At 62.4% G+C, this 17,063-nt stretch carries 13 protein-coding genes and 5 tRNA genes; 13 read left to right on the plus strand and 5 right to left on the minus strand.

Features of this window, described 5'->3' with window-relative positions; all coding sequences use genetic code 11:
- Window positions 1–37: 37 nt before the first annotated feature.
- Both gltX and WDB71_RS10020 read right to left on the minus strand, forming a co-directional pair.
- Window positions 38–1,450 carry a glutamate--tRNA ligase gene (gene gltX / locus WDB71_RS10015; protein ID WP_341501440.1) on the minus strand — a complete coding sequence of 471 codons (1,413 nt, stop codon included), beginning with the start codon at window positions 1,448–1,450 and terminating at the stop codon, window positions 38–40.
- Between the two features lie 96 nt (window positions 1,451–1,546).
- Window positions 1,547–3,208: an FMN-binding glutamate synthase family protein gene (locus WDB71_RS10020; RefSeq protein ID WP_341501441.1), complete on the minus strand. Its 1,662-nt coding sequence runs from the start codon at window positions 3,206–3,208 to the stop codon at window positions 1,547–1,549.
- A gap of 277 nt (window positions 3,209–3,485) precedes the next feature.
- Here WDB71_RS10020 and WDB71_RS10025 point away from each other — a divergent pair.
- The 11 genes from WDB71_RS10025 (at window position 3,486) to WDB71_RS10075 (ending at window position 12,727) form a co-directional block, all read left to right on the plus strand.
- A tRNA-Val gene (locus WDB71_RS10025) sits at window positions 3,486–3,561 on the plus strand.
- A 156-nt stretch (window positions 3,562–3,717) separates the two neighbouring features.
- Window positions 3,718–3,793: transfer RNA gene (locus tag WDB71_RS10030), tRNA-Val, on the plus strand.
- Window positions 3,794–3,867: 74 nt separating this feature from the next.
- A tRNA-Val gene (locus WDB71_RS10035) sits at window positions 3,868–3,943 on the plus strand.
- Window positions 3,944–4,143: 200 nt separating this feature from the next.
- Window positions 4,144–4,219: transfer RNA gene (locus tag WDB71_RS10040), tRNA-Val, on the plus strand.
- 45 nt (window positions 4,220–4,264) lie between these two features.
- Window positions 4,265–4,340, plus strand: a tRNA-Val gene (locus WDB71_RS10045).
- Between the two features lie 246 nt (window positions 4,341–4,586).
- A complete protein-coding gene (locus tag WDB71_RS10050) occupies window positions 4,587–5,639 on the plus strand; it encodes a type I restriction endonuclease (RefSeq protein ID WP_341504204.1) in 1,053 nt (350 codons plus the stop codon).
- A 96-nt stretch (window positions 5,640–5,735) separates the two neighbouring features.
- Window positions 5,736–6,209 carry a GNAT family N-acetyltransferase gene (locus WDB71_RS10055; protein ID WP_341501442.1) on the plus strand — a complete coding sequence of 158 codons (474 nt, stop codon included), beginning with the start codon at window positions 5,736–5,738 and terminating at the stop codon, window positions 6,207–6,209.
- A gap of 163 nt (window positions 6,210–6,372) precedes the next feature.
- Window positions 6,373–10,050 carry an ATP-binding protein gene (locus tag WDB71_RS10060; protein WP_341501443.1) on the plus strand — a complete coding sequence of 1,226 codons (3,678 nt, stop codon included), beginning with the start codon at window positions 6,373–6,375 and terminating at the stop codon, window positions 10,048–10,050.
- On the plus strand, window positions 10,051–10,695 hold the full coding sequence (locus WDB71_RS10065) for a hypothetical protein (protein WP_341501444.1): 645 nt from the start codon (window positions 10,051–10,053) through the stop codon (window positions 10,693–10,695).
- Window positions 10,692–11,912, plus strand: coding sequence for a hypothetical protein (locus tag WDB71_RS10070; RefSeq protein WP_341501445.1), 1,221 nt, complete (start codon window positions 10,692–10,694; stop codon window positions 11,910–11,912). The genes WDB71_RS10065 and WDB71_RS10070 overlap by 4 nt, the downstream gene beginning before the upstream one ends.
- Entirely contained in the window at window positions 11,900–12,727 is an 828-nt protein-coding gene (locus tag WDB71_RS10075) for a hypothetical protein (protein ID WP_341501446.1), read from the plus strand. The genes WDB71_RS10070 and WDB71_RS10075 overlap by 13 nt, the downstream gene beginning before the upstream one ends.
- A 39-nt stretch (window positions 12,728–12,766) precedes the next feature.
- Here WDB71_RS10075 and WDB71_RS10080 read toward each other — a convergent pair whose 3' ends face one another.
- On the minus strand, window positions 12,767–12,997 hold the full coding sequence (locus tag WDB71_RS10080) for a hypothetical protein (protein WP_341501447.1): 231 nt from the start codon (window positions 12,995–12,997) through the stop codon (window positions 12,767–12,769).
- Between the two features lie 109 nt (window positions 12,998–13,106).
- Here WDB71_RS10080 and WDB71_RS10085 point away from each other — a divergent pair, with 109 nt between their 5' ends.
- Together WDB71_RS10085 and WDB71_RS10090 are read left to right on the plus strand one after the other, a co-directional pair.
- Window positions 13,107–14,393 carry a glycerophosphodiester phosphodiesterase family protein gene (locus WDB71_RS10085; protein ID WP_341501449.1) on the plus strand — a complete coding sequence of 429 codons (1,287 nt, stop codon included), beginning with the start codon at window positions 13,107–13,109 and terminating at the stop codon, window positions 14,391–14,393.
- Between the two features lie 121 nt (window positions 14,394–14,514).
- Window positions 14,515–14,865 (plus strand): hypothetical protein, encoded by a 351-nt coding sequence (locus WDB71_RS10090; protein WP_341501450.1) that lies wholly within the window; start codon window positions 14,515–14,517, stop codon window positions 14,863–14,865.
- Window positions 14,866–14,940: 75 nt separating this feature from the next.
- On the opposite strand, the gene WDB71_RS10095 is transcribed toward WDB71_RS10090, so the two are convergent.
- Together WDB71_RS10095 and WDB71_RS10100 are read right to left on the minus strand one after the other, a co-directional pair.
- On the minus strand, window positions 14,941–15,672 hold the full coding sequence (locus WDB71_RS10095; protein WP_341501451.1) for an endonuclease/exonuclease/phosphatase family protein: 732 nt from the start codon (window positions 15,670–15,672) through the stop codon (window positions 14,941–14,943).
- Window positions 15,673–15,900: 228 nt separating this feature from the next.
- On the minus strand, window positions 15,901–16,905 hold the full coding sequence (locus WDB71_RS10100; protein ID WP_341501452.1) for an integron integrase: 1,005 nt from the start codon (window positions 16,903–16,905) through the stop codon (window positions 15,901–15,903).
- Between the last annotated feature and the right edge of the window lie 158 nt (window positions 16,906–17,063).

The raw sequence follows: 17,063 nt of genomic DNA on the forward strand, positions 1-17,063 counted from the left end.
TCTATGCAGCCCCGCGAAAGGTGTCAACACGCTTTTCTCAGGATTCTGCGCGTTTGGCGATAAAATCAACGGCTTGGTCGATTCTTGCCAGACTGCGGTCACGGCCGATCAGGGCCAGGGTGATATCCAGAGAGGGGGACTGGCCGGCACCGGTCACGGCCACGCGCAGCGGCATGCCCACCTTACCCATGCCCACCTCCAGGGCCTCGGCAGTGCCCTGGATGGCACCGTGGATGGCCTCCGGGCTCCATTCTGCCAGTTCGGTCAGCTTGGCGCGCACGGTCTCCAGGGGCTCCTTGGCCACGGGGCGCAGGTGCTTCTTGGCGGCCGCTTCGTCGAAGCCGTCGAAGTCCTCGAAGAAGTAGCGGCTCTGACCGGCCAGCTCCTTGAGGGTGTTGACGCGCTCGCCCAGGGCCTTGATCACCTCGGCCAGGGCCGGGCCCTGGGTGGTGTTTATGCCCTGGTCGGCCATGTGCCATTCCAGGTGCTCGGCCACGTACTGGGGATCCAGGCTGCGGATGTAGTGGTTGTTGAGCCAGTTCAGCTTGTCGGTGTTGAAGGCGGACGCGGCCTTGTTGATGGCGTCCAGGCTGAACAGCTTGATCATCTCCTCCATGGAGAAGACTTCCTGATCGCCGTGGGACCAGCCCAGGCGCACCAGGTAGTTCAGCAGGGCCTCGGGCAGGTAGCCTTCATCACGGTACTGCATCACGGACACGGCGCCGTGACGCTTGGACAGCTTCTTGCCGTCGTCGCCCAGGATCATGGACACATGGGCGTATTCCGGGATGGGGGCGCCCAGGGCCTTGAGGATGTTGATCTGACGCGGGGTGTTGTTGACGTGGTCTTCACCGCGCACCACATGGGTGATGCCCATGTCCCAGTCGTCCACCACCACACAGAAGTTGTAGGTGGGGCTGCCGTCGGAGCGCTGGATGATCAGGTCGTCCAGTTCCTTATTCTGGAATTCCACATGGCCGCGCACGTGGTCCTCGAAGGACACGCTGCCTTCCTCGGGGTTCTTGAAGCGGATCACGAAGGGGGCGTCTTCGGCCGGGGCCTCGGTCAGGTGGCGGCAGCGGCCGTCGTAGCGGGGCTTCTCGCCCTTGGCCATCTGCTCTTCGCGCATCTGCTCCAGGCGCTCGGTGGAGCAGTAGCATTTGTAGGCCTTGTCTTCGGCCAGCAGCTGGCCCACCAGCTCCTTGTAGCGGTCGAAACGTTTGGTCTGGTAGTACGGGCCCTCGTCCCATTTCAGTCCCAGCCAGTTCATGCCATCCATGATGGCGTCGATGGCTTCCTGGGTGGAGCGCTCCAGATCGGTGTCTTCGATACGCAGGACAAACTCGCCCTGCATATGCTGGGCGTAGAGCCAGGAATACAGAGCAGTACGGGCACCGCCCACGTGCAGGTAGCCGGTGGGGCTGGGGGCAAAACGGGTTTTGACTGTCATAAAAAGTGCTGCCGTAAGTTAAGCGTCAAACACAAAGGCCGTATTCTAACACCGCACCGGGTACGCACAATGGATGCGTGCCTCCCGCCGGGGCGTTCACAGCAGCGGCTGCTGGCCGCTCGGCATCTGGTGCAGGCCCTGCATGTCCACATTGTTGGCCTCGAAGCTGTCGGCCCGGGCCATCTTCCACATCCGGCCGTAGAACTCGCTGTCCACCTTCCCTTCCAGCAGGGCGCCCGGTTCCAGGAACACGTGCAGCTGGGAGAACAGCCTCACCTCGGTGTTGCTGGTGCGCCGCACCAGGTGTCTGGGCTCCAACTGGCAGGGATGCTCCAGGCCGGCCGCGGCCAGCATCTCGGCCAGGGTGTGCAGGGTATTGCGATGGAAGTAGTAGACCCGCTTGGCCTTGTCGGGCACCACCAGGGCCTGCTGGCGCAGCTTGTCCTGGGTGGCGACCCCGGTCGGGCACTTGTTGGTGTGGCAGGACTGGGACTGGACGCAGCCAACGGCGAACATGAAGCCCCGGGCCGAGTTGACCCAGTCGGCACCTATGGCCATGACGCTGGCGATATCGAAGGCGGAAATGATCTTGCCGCTGGCGCCCAGCTTGATCTTGTCGCGCAGGTTCAGGCCCACCAGGGTGTTGTGCACGAACAACAGCCCCTCCCTCAGGGGCACGCCCATGTGATTGGAAAACTCCAGCGGCGCCGCCCCGGTGCCCCCTTCCTTGCCGTCGATGACGATGAAGTCGGGCAGGATGCCGGTTTCCAGCATGGCCTTGGCGATGCCCATGAATTCCCAGGGGTGGCCGAGGCAAAGCTTGAAGCCGACCGGCTTGCCGCCGGACAGCTCCCGCAACCGGCCGATAAAGCGCATCAACTCCAGCGGGGTGGAAAAGGCGCTGTGGCTGGCCGGCGAGACACAGTCCCTGTCCATGGGAATGCCCCGGGTGGCGGCTATTTCGGCGGTGATCTTGTGCTTCGGCAGGATGCCGCCATGGCCGGGCTTGGCGCCCTGGCTCAGTTTGATCTCGACCATCTTCACCTGGGGGGCAACGGCCTGCTTGGCGAATTGCTCCGGATCGAATTGCCCGTCCGGGGTACGGCAGCCGAAATAGCCACTGCCGATCTCCCAGATCAGATCACCGCCAAACTCCCTGTGGTAGGAGCTGATACTGCCCTCGCCTGTGTCATGGGCAAAATCCCCCATCTGTGCACCCTGGTTCAGGGCGCGAATGGCGTTGGCGCTCAGGGCCCCGAAGCTCATGGCGGAAATATTGAAGATGGAGGCCGAATAGGGTTGCCGGCATTGGGGGCCACCTATGGTGATGCGAAAGCCCCTGGGGTCCGGCATCGGCTTGGGCAGGGTGGAATGGCCGATGAACTCGAAGCCGGGCTGGTAGACGTCGGTCAGGGTACCGAAGGGCTTTTCACCCTTCTTGTTCTTGGCCCTGGCGTAGACTAGGGAACGCTGGGCACGGGAGAACGGCAGCCTGTCGTCGTCGCCTTCCAGCAGATATTGGCGGATCTCGGGACGGATGAATTCCACCAGGTAGCGGATATTGCCCAGCACCGGGTAGTTGCGGCGAATGGCATGGCGGGGCTGGAGCAGATCATAGATCCCCAGCAGCGTCAGCGAGCCGCCAATGACGAACAGGCTCCAGGGCCAGCCCCCCGAGTCCAGGAACGGCAGGCTGAACAGGGTCACCAGGGCGCAGCAGACGAAAAACGCGTAGCGACTCAGCAGGGAAAATTTCATCAGGCCTCCAAGCCCATCAATGTCGAACTCCGACTCAGGACACTAACCCAGAGCGACAAAGCGGTCGAGCCGCTAAGGGTGATGACAGCGTTTCGCCTGGCTGCGCTGGTCTCCCTGGTCCGCCTGGCAGTGCCCCTGTCGAGCGCCGTTTCCGGATGGGCCCAATGCTGAAAAAGCCAGCAGTCGCGCGGCCTTGGCGAATTTTCGGTTGACACCCTAAAAGCCCCACCTATAATACGCCTCCACATGACGGGGACAGCACTCGTCACTGTGATTTGGGTGATTAGCTCAGTTGGGAGAGCACCTCCCTTACAAGGAGGGGGTCACTGGTTCGAGCCCGGTATCACCCACCAAATTTGCGTCTTGAGAGGCTGGAGAGTAGCTCCCACTCTTTCAAGAACCGGGGATAACCGGCCAGGCCGCTATCACCCACCATATTGTGAAGCATCTGGCTGCGGCGGGATGCACAATAGGCAGCCAACTTCCCATGGGCCGTCTTACAGATTTCAGGGTGATTAGCTCAGTTGGGAGAGCACCTCCCTTACAAGGAGGGGGTCACTGGTTAGAGCCCGGTATCACCCACCATATTGCAAAGCATCTGGTTGCGGCTGGATGAACAACAGACAGCCAACTTCCCATAGGTTGTCTTACAGATTTCAGGGTGATTAGCTCAGTTGGGAGAGCACCTCCCTTACAAGGAGGGGGTCACTGGTTCGAGCCCGGTATCACCCACCATATTTGTCTTGAGAGACTGGAGAGCACCTCCCGCCCTTTCAAGAACCGGGGATAACCGGCCGAGCCCGGTATCACCCACCATATTTTGTCTTGAGAGACTGGAGAGCACCTCCCGCCCTTTCAAGAACCGGGGATAACCGGCCAGGCCGGTATCACCCACCATACAATTGTTACTGACCCTTCGGTAACGCACAGATTTTGGGTGATTAGCTCAGTTGGGAGAGCACCTCCCTTACAAGGAGGGGGTCACTGGTTCGAGCCCGGTATCACCCACCATATTAAAACGAATGGCATTCATCCCACGCCGTTCTACAGAGTTCAGGGTGATTAGCTCAGTTGGGAGAGCACCTCCCTTACAAGGAGGGGGTCACTGGTTCGAGCCCGGTATCACCCACCAATTCAAAAAAAGCTACCTTCGGGTGGCTTTTTTGTTTTCCCACTATGATCAACGCTCGGTGCGGCACCTCCCGCCCTTGCAAGAACCGGGGAACACCGCTTCGAGCCCGGTATCACCCACCATCTACGATAAAGCCACCTTCGGGTGGCTTTGTTGTTGCCTAAAAATCTCCCCCTAAATGGCAACTTCCTGAAATCCAAACAATACTTTCCGCTGATCCCCTTCCCTCAACAGGAGACCATGGAAATGGATTTCACAGACCGGCTTAACAACCTTGTCACCAAAGCAAAAAGTCAAAAAGGCCAGCTGGAAACCGAAGAAGCCACAAAGAACGCCTTCGTCATGCCCTTTATCAACTCTGTTTTGGGTTATGACGTGTTCAACCCCTCAGAGGTGATCCCTGAGTTCACCGCAGATGTAGGTACCAAACGCAATGAAAAGGTGGACTATGCGATCGCCAGAGAGGGGCGTATTGTTGCCTTAATTGAATGTAAGCATTGTGGTTCCGAACTCAACTCAAAGCATGCTTCACAGCTTTTCAGGTACTTCAGTGTCACCGAAGCCAGATTAGCCATCCTGACCAATGGCATTCGATACCAATTTTTTACTGACCTTGATGCCCCCAACAAAATGGATGAGCGCCCCTTTCTAGAGCTGAACCTCGAGGAGTTAAACGAAGCGATAGTGCCTGAGCTGAAGAGGCTCACCAAGGATGCCTTTGACATTGATGCCATGCTTTCCTGCGCTGGAGAACTCAAGTACACCGGTGCGATCAAAAAGCTGATCTCGGCCGAATTCAAGTCACCTTCAGAAGAACTGGTTAAACATTTCGCCAGCCAGGTTTATGACGGCAAGCTCATGCCAGCCGTTCGTCAGCAGTTTGAAGAGCTGACCAAAAAAGCCATGAAACTCTTTCTCAATGAAGAGATTAACACCAGGCTGAAGAGTGCAATGGCAACAGAAGATGTAGTCGAAGAAATCATCTTGGACAATCCTGAAAAAGCGAAGCCCGATATCGTTACCACAGAAGAAGAGCTTGAAGGCTTCTATATCGTAAAGTCCATCCTTCGTTCCCACGTAGACCTGCAACGCCTGGCTGCAAGAGACACAAAGAGCTATTTCGGCATCCTGCTTGACGATAACAACCGCAAACCCATCTGCCGGCTGCACTTTAACCGCAATCAGAAGTACCTTGGCGTTTTCGACGAAAACAAGATAGAAGAGCGAATCCCTCTGACATCACTGGACGATATCTTCGACCATGCAGAGCGGCTCGTCAGTACGGTTGGCTATTACTGACCGCTGAAGGGCGTTACCACTTTCATCGGTAGCGCCTCCCCTTGCATCCCTCTCCCGTTAGCTGAAAGGATAGAGGCTCACCGCCAGGGAGAGCCCATGACCATCATCCGCAAAGCCAGCCGCGACGACGCCCAGGCCGCCTGGGATATCCGCAACGCCGCCATTCGGGTCGCCTGCCCCGCCCATTACGACGCCGAGGTGCTGGCGCTGTGGACCGAAGGCGACATGACCGATGACTTCATCACCATGGTGGCCGAGCACTTTCAGGTGGCCGAACTCCATGGCCGGGTGATGGCCACCGGCATGATTTGTCTCGATACCGGCAAGGTGGACGCCATCTTCGTCCACCCAAGAGCCATGGGCAGCGGCCTGGGCCTGGCCATGATGGCGCACCTGGAAGCACTGGCCCGCCGGGCGGGCCTCAACCGCCTCTTTCTCGAGGCCACCCTTAATGCTGCCCCCTTCTACCGGCGCTGCGGTTTTGTCGGTGACCGGGTCGACCAATATCATTCACCCCGTGGCATCACCCTGCCCTGCGTGCCCATGGCAAAGCCCCTGCCCCGCGGCTGAAAAGCCCTTTATTGACGACACCTTGAACGGCCGCCAAGGCCAGCGCCGGCGGGGCTTTCCAGGCTGGTGCATTAGCGGTCCGGCTTTGCTATGTTAGCCCCTTTCCCTTCGGCTTTTATTTTCGCAGGCCGTGCGCCCTGTGCTTTGATAACAAAGGACTTTCATGCCGAGTCTGAACCGCATCATTCTGATCAACACCCACCTCAAGGGTGTGGTGGAGCTGGCCCTGGATGACCACACCAACATCTGTGGCACCAACGCCTCCGGCAAGACCACCTTGCAGCGCCTGGTTCCCGTCTTCTACGGCGAATATCCGAGCCGGGTGGTGCCCTCCACCCGCGACAGCTTCGAGCGCTGGTACCTGCCCACCGAGCAGAGCTACATCATCTACGAATACCTGCGCCTGGACGGCCAGCTGGCCCAGGTGGTGCTGGCCTCCGCCGGCGACGGCAAGGGCGTCAACTATCGCTTCATCGGCAAGGGCTTCGAGCTGGACGACTTCATCAAGAGACGCCAGGGCGACAGCATCAGCTTCCTGGCCATGGCCGAGCTGGGCCGGGAGCTGAAGCGCGCCGGCGTCAACCATACCAAGCTGCTCAACACCAGCCAGTTCAAGGCCATCATCCAGAACGACCGCAGCCTGCTCGGCACCAATGGCAACCGCAGCGAGCTGCGCACCTGGGCCCGCCAGTTCTCCCTGTGCGAGCCGGAGCATTCCCTGCGCCATATCGAGAAGCTGGCCAAGGCGGTGCACTCCAAGGAAGGCAAGATGGAGACCATCAAGTCGATGATCGCCGCCATCCTGGAGGAAGACGGTGTTACCCCGCCCGCCTCCCGCCTCAACCCCCAGCGGGTCGAGGCCTGGATCCGCGAAAGCCAGCTGATCCAGGGCTTCAACGCCATCCGTCCCGAGTTCGACAAGCTGGAGCAGGAATTCGAGGAGCTCAAGGCCTGCGAGCTGCGCCTCAGTGGCCTGATGCAGGGCTACAAGGCCGACGAGCCCATCCAGTGGCAACAGCTGGAAACCAGCAACAACCGCATCGAGGAGCTGGGTTTTCGCAAGAACCAGCTGGAAAACAGCTGGAAGGAGCAGCGCGACGAGCTCAACCAGGAGCTGTCCGCCGCCAGGGGCGATCTGGCCAAGGTGGAAGAGGATCTCGACCAGCTCGAGGAACAGCACCAGGCCTTCATGGAGGCCGACATTGAGCAGGCCAAGGCCGATCTGGAGCTGCTGCCGGCCTGGCGCGACGACCGGGACAACCTCCAGGCCCGCCACAAGCTGCAGACCGAAAAGCACCAGGACGTGGAGGCCGCCTACAACGAGCGCCGCCACAAGGTCAGCGAGCAGCTGGCCCAGGTGCTGGACGAGCTGCGCGCCCAGCAGGACCAGCTCCAGGAGCAGCGCGACGCCAAGCGCCAGCAGCAAAGCCAGGAGCTGGCCGAGCTGGAGCAGAGCTTCAACCAGCGCCGCCAGCAGGGCATCGACGACTTCAAGGACAAGCGCTACCAGCTCAAGCTGGAGCTAAGCCAGCTCCAGGCCCAGCTGGACGGCGCCAACTACAGCGACGAAGAGCGCCAGGCCCTGCTGATCGTCGACGAGCGCATCCACCTGGCCGACGAAGCCGCCGAGGCCGCCCGCGCCAAGTTGGAGCAACTCCAGCACCAGGAGCGGCAACTGCGCGCCAAGCGCGACGACGCCAATGACATCCTGCGCCAGGCCGGCCGCCGGGTCAGCGAGCGCCAGGCCCAGCTGGAGGACATCAAGCAGATCCTCTACCCCGGCCACCACAGCCTGCTGGAATTCCTGCGCAAGGAAAGGCCCCAGTGGGAGGCGACCCTGGGCAAGGTGATCCACCCGGAGCTGCTGCACCGCAGCGACCTCAAGCCCAGCCTGAGCCAGGAAGGCGCCGACGCCCTGTTCGGCATCCAGCTGGACTTGGCGGCCCTGGACACCCCCGACTATGCCCAGTCCGAACAGGAACTGCGCCAACGCCTGGACAGGGCCGAGGAAGCGGTGCTGGAGGCACAAAACCTCCAGGAGGAAGCCGAAGCCCAGCTGGTGGCCGCCGGCGAGGCCCTGGACGAGCTGAATCGCCAGCTCACCTTTGCCCGTACCGAGCAGAAGAACCGCCACGAAGACCTGCGCCGCCTGTTCGAAGAGAAGAAGGCCCAACAGGACAAGATCAACGCCGCCCTGGCCGAGCGCAAGCGCAAGGGCCAGCAGCAGCTGAGCCAGCTCGACAACCGGCTCAAGCAGCTCGACAGCGACCACCAGCTCTGGCTGGACGAGCTCAAGGAGCAGGCCCTGGAAGCACGCATGGAGAAGACCGCCTACTGGCAGGAAGTGGTCGGTGCCATCGAGGACCAGCTCAGCCAGCTGCGCGCCAGCATCGAAGACCGCCGCGCCAAGGCCAGGGAGGAGCACAAGGCCTGCGACAGCTGGTACCGGCAGGAACTCAAGTCCCGGGGCGTCGACGAGGCCGAGATCCTCAAGCTCAAGCAGCAGATCCGCGATCTGGAAGGCCGCATCGCCAAGGCCGAACAGCGCCGCGCCGAGGTGCTGCGCTTCGACGACTGGTACCAGCACAATTGGCTGCAGAGAAAGCCCCGCCTCCAGGCCCAGAACACCGAACTCAAGGCCCTGGTGGCCAAGCTGGACCAGCAGCTCAAGGACGCCACCGCCAGCCACAAGCAGCAGCGCAACGCCCTGGAAGACGGCATTCAGCAGGCCAGGCAGGCCAAGGTCCAGGCCGAGGAGTTCCTGGCCAAGATCAAGAGCCTGCTCAAGAAGCTGGGCGAGCTCAAGCTGCCCAGGGACGGGGTCGAGGCCATGGGCGGCCTCGCCGAGCGCCTGGCGCTGGGCGAGGAGCTGCTGCTGGGCCGCGACCAGCACCTGGCCTCAGTGAAGGCCTATGTGGACCGCTTCGACGGCGTCATCGCCGGCCAGGCCGGCTCCAGCCTGAGCGAAACCTGGGAACGCAGCCGCGAGCAGTGCTCCCTGATCAACGACAAGGGTATCCGCCTGCTGGACTACCGCAAGCTGGTGCCGGAGCTCAAGCAGCTGCTCAACGTCATGGTGCCCCAGAGCATCACCGCCCTGCGCGAACAGGGGCGGATCTTCGGCGATGACCTGAACAAGTACTACGACGTGCTGGCCGACATCGACCGCCGCATCGCCTCCCAGAGCGCCCGCATCACCCGCGAGGTGGGCGAGGAACTGTTCCTGGACGGCGTCTCCGACTCGGCGGTGCGCATCCGCTCCAAGATCAGCGAACTGGAGTTCTGGCCGGAGCTGCAGGCCTTCATCAAGGCCTACAAGGACTGGAAGGCCGAGGGCTTCAGCGAGCTGCCCAGCGAGGACTACACCAGCGCCATGCGCCGGGCCCTGGACATCATCGGCCGCTCCGCCCTGTCCGGCGGCATCGCCGGCCTGCTGGAAATCGAGCTGCGCCTGCGCGAGGGCAACTCGGATCTGGTCATCCGCACCGACCGCCAGCTCGGCGAGTCGTCCAGCCACGGCATGGCCTACCTGATCCTCTGCAAGTTCCTGCTGGCCTTCACCCGCCTGCTCAGGGGCCGGGCCAGGGTCACCATCCACTGGCCCATAGACGAACTGGGCACCCTGCACTACAACAACGTCAAGAAGATCTTCGATGCCTGCTCCAACAACGATATCCGGGTGCTGGGCGCCTTCCCCAACCCCGACTCCGAGGTGCTGGATCTGTTCGCCAACCGCTACATCGTCAACAAGCAGACCCGGCAGCTGCAGGTGGTGAAACCCAAGCTGGACCCCATTGCCGAAAAGCTCAAACAGAAACAACGTCAGCGGGAGGCGGTGTAAATGCTCTCTATCACAGGACAGGTCATCGAACGCCTCTTGAAGGGCGAATTCATCTGCCGCACCACCGACGAGGAAGGCTGGCGCCTGCTCAAGAACGCCGCCAACCGCGAACGCATCGAGGACTACCTGGCCCAGCTCAACCGCACCGTGGCGGTGGTGGGCACGGGCAACGACGGCGACGTGTTCTTCTGCGGTTACCAATCCCTTGGCGAGGCCGAGCGCAGGGTGATCAGCCAGCAATTCAAGGATATCTGCAACGGCCTCACGCCGTTGGTGGAATGGCTGGTGCTGGTGCAGGAGGCCACCGCCCAAGACGCGCCCCTGACCGAGGGCGCGCCGGTGCGCCTGGGCGAACTGCAGACCATAGTGGAAGACACCCCGGCCTTTCGCGAACAGCTGGCCCGGATCAGCCATTACCGGCTGTTTAATTCCACCTCCAGCCAGGTGGACGGCCAGATCAAGCAGGTGTTCAAGCGCCTGGTGGAGCTGGGCTACCTGATCAAGCCCAACCCCGACAAGCAGATCTACATCGCCACCGGCAAGCTGGACTACCTCTACGAGGTGATCCGCTTCATCGACGAAACCGAGGCCCTCAGCCTGGAAGCCCAGGCCGAGACCGCCACCAGCCAGGGCAGCCTGCTATGAGCCAGAACCTGCACCAGGCCGGGGTGCGCTTCCTCAAGCTGCTGGGCCGCCACGGCGAGGTGATCATGGACGCCTACCTCTCGGGCGAGGTGGCCGACGGCCAGCTGGAGCCGGCCGTGGAGGACAGGCTCAGGAAGGAAGGCATACTGTTTAGGCCCGAGCAAGGCGCCAACCTTCGCCTGCGCAAGTCGGTCCGCGCCCTGTTGGAGGAAGCCCTCAAGGACGAACGCAACCGCCAGATCGACACCAACCTGGGCTCGGCCCTGGCCGGCATCAAGACCCTGGCCGCCCACTACAAGGAGGCCAGGCACAACGGCGACTACGGCGCCGCCGAGGCCTACCTCTCGGATCTGTCCGAGCATGTCTACGGCTTCGCCGAGGGCCTGCGCCACGACATCCGGGTGCTGTGGAGCCGCATCAACAACGAGTTCGGCTATGTGGGCACCATCAACGCCAAGATCCGCGAGAACGAGCTGGCCCAGTCCCAGGTCAGCGAACTGCTCAACGGCCTGGAGATGGTCAGCTTCCAGGAGCTGGCGGAGCTGGCCGGCGACATCCGCGAGCTGCGCCGCCTGCTGGTGACCAGCCTGCAGAACACCCTGTCGCAATGCGCCCAGGAGCTGGGCATGGTCCAGGCCAGGCTGCTGGAGCTGCTGGGCCGGTTCCGGGAGATCCGCGGCCGCACCCGCCTGCTCAAGGGCTGGCTGCTGCACCTGGATCAGCACCCCGACTACAAGGTCGGCAACCATGCCGGCCACAAGGAGGTGCCGCAGCTGTTCAACCAGGCCGAGGCCATACTGGCGCCGGCGGCGGTGGACATCCACAACGGCCAGCACGAGGGCGAGCTCATCGAGCTGGTGGGCCGCATCAAGGCGGCGGGCCTGCTGGAGCGGGCCAGCCAGGCGCCCCAGGAGGCGCCGGCCCTGGTGCTGGAAGATATCGACGACTTCGAGGTGGCGCTCAGCCCCATCAAGGCCGCCGTGGACGACTACTTCTGCGCCGTCATCGACAGCGGCCGGGAGGAATCCGCCCTCGAATACCTGCACAGGCACCGGTTGCCCTGGAACGCCGAGAGCTGGCTGTACCAGATCATCAACGGCTACGAGGGCCTGCCCGAAGAACAGCGCCGCCACTTCGAGCTGGATGCCGTCGGCGAGCCCCACCCCGTCTTTACCGGCAACTTCATCATCCGGGACGTGAGCCTGTGGCTGGCCTAGGCAGGAAGCACCTCAAGGCCATCCACGAGCTGCTGTTCGACCACAAGGACCTGGTCACCGCCACTGCCACCTGGCGGGAGATCATCGCCCATTTCGAGCTGGAGCCAGGGCAAGAAGGCAAGAGGCTGGTTTTCGACGCCCGCCAGCGCCAGCTGCTCAGGGAGCTGGCCAGCCGGCATTTCGGCTTCGATCCCAAGGCGCCACTGCCAACGGGTGACCGCCAGGCCTACGCCGACCACGGCAGCATCGACGAGAAGCTGGCGCCGCAGGGCCCGGACCGGCACCATGTGCTGGTCAAGGGCGCCCTGCCCGGCCTGCCGCCCCTGCCCCCCGAGGCCAGCCTCAGGCTGCCGCTTTCCAGCCTGGCGCTGGACAGGATAGCCAGGGTGCTGGTTATCGAAAACCTGGACACCTTCGACCTGTGGCGCCCTGGCCTGGGCCCTGACGGCCTGGCTGATGCCCTGGTGCTGTACCGTGGCCACCGCGGCCTGGCCGCCGGCAGCAAGCGGCTGCTGCAAGAGCTGCCGGCCACTGGCCAGGTCATCGTCTTTACCGATCTGGATCCCGCCGGCCTGCGCATCGCCCACACCCTGCCCAGGGCCGACGCCCTGCTGGTTCCCGGGCTGACGGAAGAGCTGCTGCCCATGAACAATGCCGCCCACTTCCACCGCCAGCACCAGGCCAGCCGCTACCTGGACAGGGCCGACTTGGAGGGTTGGCAAGGGCTCTGGCAGGAGATCAAAACCGGGCAGCTCAGCATCAAGCAGCAGCATATGCTGGCCCGAAGCGCCGAACTGGTGCTGGTGAAAAGGTAGCTGCCGGCTCCCCTATCCAGCACGGCCGGGCCCGTGCCTTTAGAAATAGCGCAGCACCAAATAACCGATGGCGGCCAGGCACAGGGCGATGCCGGGCACGGTGACCCGGGTCACCAGCCGCTGTTTGGCCATGGATTCACGCTGCAGGGCCAGGGATTCCTCCACCTGGCGCCGGGCCCGCTCAAGGTGGGCTTCGGCCAGGGCGATCTGCCTGGCCTGGTTGTCACAGATGGTCCCCAACAGCCTGATGAGCTCGTCTTTGTCATTCATCGCCCCGCCCTCTTTTTGTCACCAAAATTCCCTCAAAACGTCATCGTCCGCCGCTAGGCTTGCCGGCGCTAACACCTTCACGCTTAAGCATAATATTAGGAGAACACCCATGGCATTGAAGCCGACTCTCGGGATCATGCTGCTGGCCCTGGCCGCCACTCAGGGCCTGGCCGCCGACAAGGCCGGCCACGGCTGGGACAAGCGCCTGCACAAGCAGGCCCAGGTGGGCCCCCGCCCCTTCTACCTGGTGGCCGACATGGACGAAGGCCCCCTCAAGGACAAGCTGGCCCAGTGCGCCAATGGCCCCTTCTACCGCACCGATTTTTCCATCGGTCACCGCGGCGCCGCCCTGCAGTTCCCGGAACACACCAAGGAGTCCTATGAGGCGGCCGCGGCCATGGGCGCCGGCATCGTCGAATGCGACGTGACCTTCACCCAGGACAAGGCGCTGGTGTGCCGCCATTCCCAGTGCGATCTGCACACCACCACCGACATCCTGGCCCACCCGCAGCTGGCCCAGAAATGCTCGGTGCCCTTCACCCCCGCCGACCCGCAAAACGGCGTGCCGGCCCAGGTGCAGTGCTGCGCCTCCGACATCACCCTGGCCGAATTCAAGACCCTCAAGGGCAAGATGGACGCCGCCAACCCCATGGCCACCACGGTGGAGGACTATATGGACGCCACCCCCGGCTGGCGCACCGATCTCTACAGCCAGACCGGCACCCTGATGACCCACGCCGAGAGCATCGCATTGTTCAAGGCCATGGGCGTGAAGATGACCCCGGAGCTGAAGAGCCCCAGCGTGGCCATGCCCTTCGACGGCTTCAGCCAGCAGGACTACGCCCAGAAGATGATTGACGAATACAAGGCCGCCGGCGTCAGCCCCGACAAGGTCTGGCCCCAGTCCTTCAACCTGGAGGATGTGAAATACTGGCTGGCCCAGGAGCCGGCCTTCGGCCAGCAGGCCGTGTACCTGGACGACCGCTACGAGGATCCGGCCTTCGACGTTAACGACCCGGCCAGCTGGACCCCGGACATGGCCAGCCTCAAGGCCCAGGGCGTCAACATCATAGCGCCGCCGCTGTGGATGCTGGTGACCCTGGATGAACAGGGCAAGATGGTGCCGTCGCTGTACGCCAGGCACGCCAGGGACGCCGGCCTGGACATCATCGCCTGGTCCCTGGAGCGCTCCGGCCCGTTGACGTCCGGCGGCGGTTGGTACTACCAGGGCCTGGACGGCGCCATCAACAACGACGGCGACATGCTGACCCTGGTGGACGTGCTGGCCCGGGACGTAGGGGTGCTCGGCATCTTCTCCGACTGGCCCGGCACCGTCACCTACTACGCCAGCTGCATGGGGATGGCGCCCGCCCAAAAGCCCGGCAGGGGACGATAGGTACGACAAGAGGGGCAGTTGCCCCTCTTTTTATTCGCCTACCCCCGAAATGGCCCCCCGGCCGGGCCGGTCCTCTAGCCTGCATGCAAGGCCCCCTGGGTTTTTATTGGAGGCGCCAAAAATGAAAGCAACACGGATCCTTACCACCCTGGCACTGGCCGGCTCCCTGGCCCTGCTGCCCGGCCTGGCCAACGCCGAGCGCACCACGGGCCGCGGCACCGGCCCCGTGGTCTATGTGATCAGCCAGGATCTTTACTTCGATTCCATCGTCATCGTTGACAGCCTGCCCATGAAGGGCCGCTTCCAGGAGCTGATCCCCACCGCGGACGGCCTGGAAACCGACTTCGGTCCGGGCGATGTCGGCTACCTGGGTGGCCGCTGGTGGCTGGACACCAACGGCGACGGCGTCATGGATGAGGGCGACACCTATTTCCTCTGCCCCCTGCTGGGGCCGGGGCGGGAGTCTCCCTAGTCACAACGGGCCGGCTTGACCGGCCCGTTTATTTTGCAAAGTGCTCGGCAACAAGCCGCCGAAGCGACTCCCGCCTCAGAGGACGAAGGACGCGTAGATGGGGTTGTGGTCGGACACCACGTCGGTATCGATGGCGGTGGCGCTGCGCAGCGTCATGCCCCGGTAGAAGATGAAGTCCAGGGGCTGGCGAAAGAGCGTCTTTACATGGTGGGGATCCTCCATCACCGCCTGGCTCAGCCCCATCTCCTTGCAGAAGGCGCTGAGGTGGCGGCGCCGGGTCTTGTTCCAGACATTGAAATCCCCGGCCACGATCAAGGGCCCCCTGTGGTGCAGAAGCTCCCGCTTCAGGGCGTTGATTTCATTGTAGAAGTGGCCATGGCGCACGAAGTTGATGGCGTGCACATTGGCCACCAGCAGGGTTTCACGCCCGGCCAGGGGGTGGCGGGTAAGGATCAGGCTCTTGTGGGTGGCAAAACGCAGCTCGCGGGTGCTGCTCAGCAGCGCCGTGACCTCCTCGAAGGCGCTCTGGGCCGCCGTCAGCACCCCGAACAGGTGCGACTGGGTCTGGATATTGGGCGACACCGCATAGGACCAGCCGTCCAGGTGCAGCCGCCTGTCCACGGCCAGCTTGGCCTCCTGGAGCAGCAGCAGCGTGGTGGGGTATTGGCGCATCAGCCTGGCCAGGCAGAGCCGGAAATCACCGCTTAATGTCAGCTTCTGAGTGTTCCAACACAGCACCCCCAGCTCCCCTTCCAGGTGCAGGTGCTGATGGGACAACTGATGAGGGGCAAGCTGGGGCCTGAGCATGGTGCCTTCCTGAACTGCCGGAGCCTGCTTTTCAGCTTAGCACCGCCCCTATTCCCGACGGCGGCAAAGCCCCTGCTGCCCCGCCGGCCTGCCAAAGCCATACGGACATCCTCTTGATGCCAGAAAAAATTGCCTTAAGAAACCGTTGTTTAGTAAACGGGCATGGGATGCTATCGTACCCGGAATCACTAAGCAGGGATGCTTGGCCAGATAGCCATGAATACAGGGCTATCGCGCCACGGCAGGGCGGTAGCGTGCCCCGCCCTCCTCTACCCGTTCCAGGCTTTCCACCGGGCTTGTCACGCCGCTGAAATGGCTGCCCAGGATGTGCGTATAGATCTGGGTGGTTTTCAGGTCGCTGTGGCCAAGCAGCTCCTGGACGGTGCGGATATCGTAACCGTTGGCCAGCAACTGGCTGGCAAAGCTATGGCGAAAGGTGTGGCAGGTCACCCGCTTGTGCAACCCGGGCAGCTGGGCCAGCGCCGCCTTCAGGGCCTTTCTTGGCACGCTGTCATGCAGGTGATGGCGGCAGAGGCGGCCCGTCACCGGGTGTTCGCCAACCCGAGTTGCCGGAAAAACGAACATCCATCCCGGCGTGCGCCAGGCATTGGGGTACTTGCGGGCCAGCGCCGCCGGCATGGACGCGCCAGAGCCCAGCGCGATATCACCAGCCTGAAGCGCCAACGCGCGAGTGATGCGCTGCTCCAGAGCCGCGACCAAACAAGCCGGCAACAAGGTGGTGCGATCCTTCTTTCCCTTGCCGTCGTGGACGGTGATAACGCCGTGGGAAAAGTCCAGATCCTGTACCCGCAGACGCAGGCACTCGCTGATACGCATGCCGGTACCGTACAGCAGTTTCATGATCAACAGTTGCCCGCCCGCCATGACTGCAAAGACGGCCCTCACCTCGTCGGCGGACAACACTGCGGGCAAGTACCTGGGCTTTTGGGCCAACTGAAAGCCAAGCTCCGCCAGCGGCCTTTCCAGAACCTTACCATAAAGGAAGTTCAACGCGTTCAAGGCCACCTTCTGGGTATTAACGGCCACATGGCGCTCCACGGCCAGCCAGCTCAGGAAGATACGGACATGGCGCTCATCCATCTCGGCGGGATGACGCTTGCGATAAAAGTGGATGTAGCAACGTATCCAATACAGGTAGGTCTTCTCCGTTCGCATGCTGTACTGACGCAACCGCATTTCACGGCGAATGGATTCCAGAAAAGGACTCTTCATGGCGGCCTCGAAACTGTATGGATATACAGCACATCTAGCACAGCCTGCTCAATGATGCGCGTTACCGCCGGGAAGAAGGCACGCTTATCTCATTCACATATGTTAAAAGCTCTGTTATACAGGCTATTAGATGGTGGTCGGAGTTCAGGATATCACGC

Source organism: Gallaecimonas sp. GXIMD4217 (assembly GCF_038087665.1).
Lineage (GTDB): Bacteria > Pseudomonadota > Gammaproteobacteria > Enterobacterales > Gallaecimonadaceae > Gallaecimonas.